This is a genomic window from Streptomyces murinus, from assembly GCF_002154555.1.
Classification (GTDB): Bacteria; Actinomycetota; Actinomycetes; order Streptomycetales; family Streptomycetaceae; genus Streptomyces; species Streptomyces murinus.
Genome location: NZ_MUNF01000829.1, coordinates 1 through 514 on the forward strand (window position 1 = coordinate 1; position 514 = coordinate 514).

The 514-nt window shown below is 63.2% G+C and carries 1 protein-coding gene; it reads right to left on the reverse strand.

The window, feature by feature from the left end; translation table 11 throughout:
* The coding region (locus tag CCN72_RS35555; protein ID WP_208638187.1) for a permease-like cell division protein FtsX at positions 1-514 on the reverse strand (514 nt) is incomplete at both ends.

The following is a 514-nucleotide window of genomic DNA, read 5'->3' on the forward strand; positions in this document are numbered from 1 at the left end:
CAGCAGCGCCACGAACAGCATGAGCGCCATCACGCCGAGCGCGCCGCGGTTCATCAGGTTGAGCAGCTGGAAGAGGTTGTCCAGGATGCCCTTCTGGTCCTGCACCGACTGCACGCCGTCACGGCCGTTGAACGCGGTCGCGACCACCTGGTACTTCTGCGGGTCCTTGAGCTTGATCCGGTACGACTCCTGCATCTGGTCCGGCGTCAGCGAGCCGGCCAGCGGGGAGTTGCCGAACTGCTCCTTGTAGTGCTTGTACGCCTGGTCCTGCGACTCGTACGACACCTTCTCGACGATCGGCATCTTCTGCAGGTCGGAGAGGATCTGCTTCTTCTGGTCCTCGGTGACCGCGCCCTTGGCGCAGTGCACGTCCTGCTCGGCGTCGTGCTTGTTGCACAGGAAGATCGAGACGTTGACCTTGTCGTACCAGTAGCCCTTCATGGTGCTCACCTGGTCGCTCATCAGCAGGGAGCCGCCGAAGAGGGCCAGGGACAGGGCGACGGAGACGATGACC